Annotated in this window: 7 protein-coding genes; all 7 read right to left on the bottom strand. The window is 66.5% G+C overall.

Annotation, left to right across the window (positions count from 1 at the left end):
- Positions 1–1,187: methyl-accepting chemotaxis protein (locus ACFOJE_RS10080; protein ID WP_377814200.1), on the bottom strand; the 1,187-nt coding region annotated here is incomplete at its 3' end.
- Positions 1,188–1,224: 37 nt separating this feature from the next.
- Positions 1,225–2,286: a protein-glutamate methylesterase/protein-glutamine glutaminase gene (locus ACFOJE_RS10075; RefSeq protein ID WP_377814199.1), complete on the bottom strand. Its 1,062-nt coding sequence runs from the start codon at positions 2,284–2,286 to the stop codon at positions 1,225–1,227.
- 72 nt (positions 2,287–2,358) lie between these two features.
- Positions 2,359–3,207, bottom strand: a complete 849-nt coding sequence (locus tag ACFOJE_RS10070; RefSeq protein ID WP_377814284.1) for a CheR family methyltransferase — start codon at positions 3,205–3,207, stop codon at positions 2,359–2,361.
- 20 nt (positions 3,208–3,227) lie between these two features.
- Complete coding sequence (locus ACFOJE_RS10065; RefSeq protein ID WP_449224144.1) at positions 3,228–4,997, bottom strand: methyl-accepting chemotaxis protein; 1,770 nt, start codon at positions 4,995–4,997, stop codon at positions 3,228–3,230.
- 67 nt (positions 4,998–5,064) lie between these two features.
- Entirely contained in the window at positions 5,065–6,828 is a 1,764-nt protein-coding gene (locus tag ACFOJE_RS10060) for a methyl-accepting chemotaxis protein (protein WP_377814197.1), read from the bottom strand.
- 143 nt (positions 6,829–6,971) lie between these two features.
- Positions 6,972–7,481 carry a chemotaxis protein CheW gene (locus ACFOJE_RS10055; protein WP_377814196.1) on the bottom strand — a complete coding sequence of 170 codons (510 nt, stop codon included), beginning with the start codon at positions 7,479–7,481 and terminating at the stop codon, positions 6,972–6,974.
- Between the two features lie 14 nt (positions 7,482–7,495).
- Positions 7,496–8,752 (bottom strand): chemotaxis protein CheW (locus ACFOJE_RS10050; protein WP_377814195.1); only part of this gene is annotated, 1,257 nt, incomplete at its 5' end.

Below are 8,752 nucleotides of genomic sequence, written 5' to 3'. Positions count from 1 at the left end.
TGCTCGCCGGCACGGGCGGCTTCCACCGAGGCGTTGAGGGCCAGGATGTTGGTCTGGAAGGCGATCGAGTCGATGACGTTGACGATATTGGCGATCTGCTGGGAACTCTCGCTGATGCCCTGCATGGTCTCGACCACCCGGCCGACCACTTCGCGGCCCTGGCCTGCGGTGCTGGAGGCGTCGTTGGCCAGGGCGCTGGCCTGGCGGGCGTTGTCGGCGTTCTGCTTCACGGTGCCGGTGAGCTGTTCCATGCTGGCGGCGGTCTCCTCGAGGGAGGCGGCCTGCTGCTCGGTGCGCGAGGACAGATCGGCGTTGCCGCTGGCGATCTGCTCGGAGCCGACCAGGATCGAGCGGCTGCCTTCGCGCACGTTGGCGACGATGCGGATCAGGCTGTCCTGCATGTCGCGCATGGCGGCGAGCAACTGGCCGATCTCGTTGTTCGAGTCGACCGGAACCGGCTGCGACAGGTCGGCTTTGGCCAGGCGCTGCAGATGGCTCACGGCGCCTTGCACCGGGCGCACCACGAAGTTCTGCATCACGCTGTTGAGGACGAACAGCAGCAGCGCGCCGATGGCCAGGAAGACTGCGCCGATCAGGGCGAAGCGCAGGGTCCCGCTCTGGTAGTCGTCCTTGAGCTGCCGGGCATAGCCGTCCATGTACTGGTTGATGTCGGCCATGGCCTGGCGCAGCGCGGCGGTGTGCTGCAGGCGCATTTCCTCTTCCAGATCGGTGAATGCTTGGTATTCCTTGGCTTCCAGGGCCTTGTACTGACGGTCGAGCAGCCCGATCGCCGCCTCGAAGCGCGGGATCGCCGCGTCGAGCAGTTTGCGGCCGTCCTCCTCGGCGAAGGCCGGCATGTCCTTGACCGCGGCCAGGTGGACGTGGGCTTCGGCGACGAAGCTCTTGATCAGCTCCAGGTCCTTCTGCCAGAGCACGCCGTCGACCAGTCCGACGTCGTACTGGATGGCGAAGTTACGCATGTGAATCTCGGCATTCAGGCGGTTCTCGTCGGCCAGGTTCAGTCGGCTCATTCGCTGTGCCGCCAGGTTGCTGTCGGTCAGTGCGCCATCGGCCATCCGGCTGTAGGCAAAGACCACCGCTGCAAGCATGGCCAGCAGCAAGGCGAAGCTGAACAGGCAGATTCGCAGGGTCGCCCTGATGCTGAGATTGACTAGGTAACGTCGCATGAATGTCTCCGAGTTTCGCTGTGTGTCTTCGCGGGACTCAGACGCGCTGCGCCCTTCCGGAGGCTGCGACTTGTTTCAGAATTCGCTCTGCCATCTGATCGAGCGGCACGACCTCGCAGGCACCGCCAAGGGCGATACCTTCCTTGGGCATGCCGAACACCACGCAGCTCGCTTCGTCCTGGGCGAAGGTGAAGGCTCCCGCCTGGCGCATTTCCAGCAGGCCCTGAGCACCGTCCTTGCCCATGCCGGTCAGCAGCACGCCGATGGCGTTGCGTCCGGCGTTCTCGGCGGCGGAGCGGAACAGCACGTCCACCGAGGGACGGTGGCGGTTGACCGGTTCGCCGTTGTCCAGCCGCGCGATGTAGTTGGCGCCGCTGCGAGCCAGCTTGAGGTGGGCGGTGCCCGGGGCGATGTAGGCATGGCCCGGGAGAATGCGCTCACCATCCTCCGCTTCCTTGACACTAATATTGCAGAGCCGGTCGAGACGCTCCGCGAAGGAGCGGGTGAAGCCGCCGGGCATGTGCTGGGTGATGAGAATGGCCGGGCTGTTGGCCGGCAGGGGCTCTAGCACCGCGCGGATGGCTTCGGTGCCGCCGGTGGAGGCGCCGATGATCACCAGCTTCTCGCTGGAGATCAGCGGTGCCTTGAGCGCCGCCGGGCGCGGCGCGTCGACAGGCGGGGCCTGGCGCGGACGGGAGCGGGCGGCCGCGCGGATCTTCTCGGCGATCAGATCGCTGTACTCGAGCATGCCGTTGCGGATGCCCATCTGCGGCTTGGAGATGAAGTCCAGGGCGCCGAGTTCGAGGGCGCGCAGGGTGATCTCCGAGCCGGCCTGGGTCAGCGACGAGACCATCAGCACCGGCATCGGCCGCAGGCGCATGAGCCGGTCGAGGAAGTCCAGACCGTCCATGCGCGGCATTTCCACGTCCAGGGTCAGGACGTCCGGGTTGTGCTTCTTGATCAGATCGCGGGCGACTAACGGATCGGGAGCGACCGCAACCACTTCCATGTCCGGTTGGGAATTGATGATTTCGGTCAGCAGATCGCGTATGAGCGCCGAGTCGTCGACACACAACACCTTGATCTTGGGACTACCCATGAACGGTCTCCTTGTAGCGCTCAGTCAGGCGAATTGCGACAGGCGATGCAAGGAGATATCGGCAGAAGACCCTCAAGCTTTAGGCTTTTTCGCCAGGGTATATACGGTGTGCCCGCGCAGTTTGAAATCGTCGCTGAGGTAGGTGAAGTTCTCCGAGTGCCCGGTGAACAGCAGACCGTCGGGTTTCAGGTAGGGCGCGAAACGTTTGAGAATACGCGCCTGACTGGGCTTGTCGAAGTAGATCATGATGTTTCGGCAGAAGATCGCGTCGAACTGGCCGCTCAGATCCCAGTGCGGGGCATGCAGGTTGAGCTGGCGGAAATCGACGATGCGCGACAGCTCCGGGCGCACCCGGGCCAGGCCCAGGTGGCTGCCGCTGCCCTTGAGGAAGAAGCGCTTGACCCGCTCCTCGCTGAGCTCGAGCACCTGCTTGAGCGGATAGACCCCCGTGCGCGCCTTGGCCAGGGCGTCGGTGTCGATGTCGCTGGCGATGACCTGCGACTGACCGGCCAGTTGCGCACCGAGCGTCTCGAACAGGGTCATGGCGATCGAATAGGGCTCCTCGCCGGTGGAGGCCGCGGCGCACCAGACCCGCACCGGCTCGTGGCGGCCGGCGATGTGCTCGGCGAGCATGGGGAAATGGTGCGCCTCGCGGAAGAAGGCGGTCAGGTTGGTGGTCAGCGCATTGGTGAAGGCTTCCCACTCGCGGGCCTTCGGCTGGCGCGCCAGGCGTTCCAGGTATTCGGAGAACTGGCTCATGCCGTGCAGCCGCAGGCGCTTGGCCAGGCGGCTGTAGACCATGTCGCGCTTGTTGGCGGCCAGCACGATGCCGGCGCGCTCGTAGATCAGCTGGCAGATGCGCGCGAAATCGGCATCGGTGAGCAGCAGGTCCTGCCCCGGCAGGTTCGCCGGGGTCTGCATTTCGGTATTTGGCGAGTCGCTCAAAATGCTTCCCACTCCGCGGTGTCACTGGTCTGTCGCTTCGCCTCGCGGATCTCCGGCTTCTGTAGCGGCACGGCCGGTCGGCGAGCGGCGGTTTCTTGTTGTGTCAGCGCCTTGGGCTTGACGGCGGGGCCTTGCTGGGTCAGGGCGCCGGGCCTGGCGGCAGGTCTGGACAGCTCCTGTCCGCTCACGCGGAACACGGAGATCGCCCGCTGCACTTCGTTGGCCTGTTCCTCCAGTGCGGTGGCCACGGCCGCCACGCTTTCCACCAGCTGGGCGTTGCGCTGGGTGACCTGATCCATCTGCGCGACCGCCTGGTTGACCTGGCCGATGCCGGTGCTCTGCTCGGCGGAAGCGGCGGCGATCTCGTCCATGATGTCGTTGACCCGGGCGACCGCGGCCACCACCCCTTCGATGCTCTCTTCGGCGCGCTTGACCAGGCGCTCGCCCTGGCCGATCTGCTGCGCGGAGCTGTCGATCAGGCTGCGAATCTCCTTGGCGGCCTCGCCGGAGCGGCTGGCCAGGTTGCGCACTTCGCTGGCGACCACGGCGAAACCGCGGCCCTGCTCGCCGGCGCGGGCGGCTTCCACCGAGGCGTTGAGGGCGAGGATGTTGGTCTGGAAGGCGATCGAGTCGATGACGTTGATGATCTCGGTCATCTTGTACGAGGTCTCGGTGATCGCGCCCATGGTGTCGACCACCTGGTTCATCACCTGGCCGCTGTCGCGCACCGCCTCCGAGGCTTTCTGCGCCAGCTGGCTGGCCTGGTGGGCGTTGCCGGAGTTCTGCGCGACGGTGGAGGTGAGCTCCTCCATGCTCGCCGCGGTTTCCTGCAGCGCGGCGGCCTGCTGTTCCGTGCGCACGTAGAGATCCTGGTTGTTGCCGGCGATCTCGTGGGCGGAGTTGGTGAAGGTGTCGACGCTGCCGCTCACGTCGGCGGAAATGCTGACCAGACTCTTGCGCATGACGTCCAGCATGCGGGTCATCTGGCCCATCTCGCTCTCGCCGAAGTCCGGGATGCGCGCTCCCAGGTTGCCGGCGGCCAGCTGGGCGATGAAGGTCATGGCGCTGCGCTGCGGGCGCAGCACCGAGAGAATGGCCAGGCGGCCCAGGCCGATCAGCCCGGCGAGCCCCAGCACCACCAGCGCCAGCTGGGCCTTGACCAGAATGTCGGTGACGCTCTTGTCCGGGCTCTGCAGCCCGTAGTAACCGAGCAGGCCGCTGGCCAGCAGGAGCAGGACCGCGCCGCCGACGATCAGGTTCAGGCGCGCCCGCAGCGAGTCGGGGCGCAGGCGCTCCGGCAGGCCACGCAGGCCACGCTTGACCAGGCGGCCCTGGTCGAGGCCGAGATGCTGGCCGCGCCCCTCGCGGATCTCCCGGTAGGCCTGCTCGGCGACCTCGACCTCGGCACGGGACGGCTTGATGCGCACCGAGGTGTAGCCGACCAGCTTGCCGTTCTCGTACAGCGGCGTGACGTTGGCCCGCACCCAGTAGTGGTCGCCGTTCTTGCGCCGGTTCTTGACCAGGCCGTTCCAGCTGGCGCCGCCCTGCACGGTCTGCCACAGGTTGGCGAAGGCCACCGGCGGCACGTCCGGGTGGCGCACCAGGTTGTGCGGGGCGCCCATCAGCTCGTCATGGGTGAAGCCGGAAATCCGGATGAACGCGGGGTTGGCGTAGGTGATCCGGCCCTTCAGATCGGTGCGCGAGAGCAACAGGTCATCGTCGTCCAATACATATTCGCGCTGTGTGACAGGCTGATTGTTACGCATTCGAACAGCTCTCTTCTGGGGTACTGCAAGGCGGCCGCCAGGGGCGCCGCCGGTCGTTTATCGGCGCTCAGAACGTCTGCCAGTCTTCGTCCGCTGCCGGCTCCTGCGGTTTTCCGGGGAGTGCCGGCGTTTCCTTCTTCTTGATCCCGCGTCTGGCCTGCTCGTATTGCTGCTTCGCCCAGGATCCGTCTTCGCGGGCGGCATCCTCGGCCGTCACCACCTCGAAGGCCGCATCGAGACGGAAGCCTTCCACCGCCTCGCGCAGGCGGTTGGCTTCGCCGACCAGCTCGCTGGCCGCATGGTTGGCCTGCTGCACCATGTTGGTGTTCTGCTGAGTCACGGCATCCATCTGCTCGACCGCCTGGTCGACCAGGGCGATGCCTTCGCTCTGCTCCTGCGAGGCCGCGGCGATCTCGTCCATGATGTCGGCCACCTTCTGCACCGACTCGACGATCTCCTGCATGACGCTGCCGGATTCGGCGACCAGCCTGCTGCCGGTGTCGACCTGTTCCACCGAGGCGGTGATCAGGTCGCGGATTTCCTTCGCCGCCTGGGCGCTGCGCCCGGCCAGGTTGCGCACCTCGCCGGCGACCACGGCGAAGCCGCGGCCCTGCTCGCCGGCGCGGGCCGCCTCCACCGAGGCGTTGAGGGCGAGGATGTTGGTCTGGAAGGCGATGGAGTCGATCAACTTGATGATCTCTTCCACCTGGTGCGAACTCTCGCTGATCCCGCCCATGGTGGTGATCACCCGGGACACCACCTCGCCGCCGCGCTGGGCGGCCTTGGCGGCGGTGTCGGCCAGACCGCTGGCCTGGCGGGCGTTGTCGGCGTTCTGCGCCACCGTGGAGGTCAGCTGCTCCATGCTCGAGGCGGTGCTCTGCAGGGATGCGGCCTGCTGTACGGTACGGGTCGACAGGCTGCTGCTGCCTTCGGCGACTTCCTGGGCGCCGGAGTGGATCAGCCGGCTGCTGTGGCGCACGGTCCCGACGGTCGCCGCCAGGCGCTGCTGGATGTCGTGCAGGGCCTTGAACAGCTGGCCGATCTCGTTGTCGCTGTGGGCCTCGATGTGTCCGGCCAGATTGCCGTTGGCGATCTGCTGGCAGTGTTCCACGACGCGCTCCAGCGGTCGGATGACGTTGCGCGACACGCCCCAGAGCACCACCGCGGTGATCGCCGCGCAGAGCACCAGGGCGGCGAAGATGGTCAGGCGGATCGCCAGGGCGACGCCTTCCAGCTCGTTCTGCGGCATCTGCGGGCCCTTGGCCAGCTGCTGACCGAGGGCCCGCAGCTCCTTCAGGAAGGGCTCGGCGTACATCCGGGTCGCGTTCGCGTGGAAGGCGGCCACCGCCGGGTTGCGCTTGCCCAGCTCCTGGAGCTGCAGGCGCAGGCCGCTATCGACCAGGGTGGCGAAGCGTTTCTTGATCGACTCCAAGGGCTTGGCGTAGGACTCGTCGCGCGGCAGGGCGGCGAAGGCGGCCAGGGCGTCCTGGAGGCTCTTGAGTTTCTGCTCCAGGGCATTGGTGTCTGCCTGGTAGCTCGGTGCGCTGGCCTGGCCGGCCTGTTCGCGCTGCACCGCCTGGGCGAGCCGTTCCTGTTCTCCGGCCAGCTGGGTTTGCAGGTCCTGCAGTTGGGTCTCGATCGCCTGCAGGCCGACGACCTGCTGGAACTGCTCCTGCTGCTGGCGGTTGAATTCGGCCATGCCGGCCTGGCTGCGCTCGGCGTAGCTGACCGAATACAGGCCGAGTACGCTCAGGCCCACCACCAGGACGGCGAACACGGCCAGCACCAGCAGCCAGCTCAGGCGCACCGTCATATTGTTCAGAATCTTCACCCTTCCCTCCCATATGGCCCGTTCTGCGGGTGCTGTCCCGGGCTCCGGTTGACTGGATTTCCGTGGCCCTCAGGCCGCCAGGGCCGACCCGCCCGATCACTGCTCGCCCGCCGGCCTGGCCCGGCGGGCTGGGGCGGTCCGGCTCAGGCCGGCGACAGATCCGTGGAGCGCTCGACCAGCGCCATTTCCTCGCTGGTCAGCAGCTTGTCGATGTCCACAAGCACCACCATGCGCTCGCCGATGCTGGCCAGGCCGGAGAGGTAGTCGGAGGACAGCGACAGGCTGAACTCGGGGGCCGGCTTGATCTGGTCGGCGGTCAGGGTGACCACGTCGGAAACCCCGTCGACCACTACGCCGACGATGCGGCTGTCGACGTTCACCACGATGACCACGGTCTGCGGGCCGTACTCGACGCTGTCCAGGTTGAACTTGATGCGCAGATCGACGATCGGCACGATCACGCCGCGCAGGTTGGTCACGCCCTTGATGAAGTTTGGCGTGTTGGCGATCCGCGTGACGTTCTCGTAGCTGCGGATTTCCTGGGCCTTGAGGATGTCGATGGCGTACTCCTCGCTGCCCAGGGAGAACACCAGGAATTCGCGGCGCTGCATTTCGGCGGCATTGGCCGCGCCGTTCTGAGTGGAAGAGGTCATGGCAACGTCAACTCCTATGCTGCGGATGCCGCCGGGCGCTCTTGGCGCGCGGCGTTTTGTTTACGGTTGAGGCTTTGCAAATCGGCGATGTCGAGGATCAGCGACACGCTGCCATCGCCGAGGATGGTCGCGGCGGAGACGCCCGGCACCTTGCGGTAGTTGGTCTCCAGGTTCTTCACCACCACCTGCTGCTGGCCGACCAGTTCGTCCACCAGCAGGGCGCAGCGGCTGCCGGCGCCCTGGACGATTACGGCGATGCATTCGCTGGGCTTGGTGCGCGCCCCGGGAATCGAGAAAACCTGGTGCAGCGGCAGCAGCGGCAAGTATTCGTCGCGCACCTTGAGCAGCTGGTCTTCGCCGGCCATGGCGAAGATGTCCTCGCTGCGCGGCTGCAGGGATTCGATAACGGCGCCCAGCGGCAGGATGAAGACTTCCTCGCCGGCGCGTACCGACATGCCGTCGAGGATGGCCATGGTCAGCGGCAGGATGATCCGGGTGGTGGTGCCGTGACCCGGACGCGAGAGGATCTGCACGTGGCCGCCGAGGGACTGGATGTTGCGCTTGACCACGTCCATGCCCACGCCGCGGCCGGACACGTCGGTGACCACCTCGGCGGTGGAGAAGCCCGGGGCGAAGATGAGCTGCCAGACCTCGTCGTCGGTCATGTTGTCCGATACTGCCAGGCCGTTGCTGCGTGCCTTCGAGAGGATCCTCTCGCGGTTGAGGCCGGCGCCGTCGTCGATGACGTCGATCAGGATGTGTCCGCCCTGGTGCTTGGCCGACAGGGTCAGGCGCCCGGTGCGCGGCTTGCCGGCGGCCTCGCGTGCATCCGGATGCTCGATGCCGTGGTCCAGGCTGTTGCGCACCAGGTGGTTGAGTGGGTCGACGATGCGTTCGACCAGGCTCTTATCCAGTTCGGTGGACTTGCCTTCGGTGACCAGTTCGACTTCCTTGTCCAGCTTGGCCGCCAGGTCGTGCACCTGGCGCGGGAAGCGGCTGAAGACGTATTCCATCGGCACCATGCGGATCGACATCACGGCTTCCTGCAGGTCGCGGGCGTTGCGCTGCAGCAGGTTGATGCCGTTGACCAGCTCGTGGTGCACCCCTTCCATGCGGCTGAGCGACTGGTCGAGCATGGACTGGGTGATGACCAGCTCGCCCACCAGGTTGATGATCTGGTCGACCTTGTTCACCGGTACCCGCAGGCTGCTCGATTCGGCGCTGGCGGCGGCAGCGGGTTTGGCGGCGGCCGGCTGGGGATGGGACGCCGG

Source organism: Azotobacter bryophylli (assembly GCF_042643485.1).
Lineage (GTDB): Bacteria > Pseudomonadota > Gammaproteobacteria > Pseudomonadales > Pseudomonadaceae > Azotobacter > Azotobacter bryophylli.
Note: the sequence above shows the minus strand (reverse complement) of the source record. Positions and strands in the feature narration are given on the sequence as shown.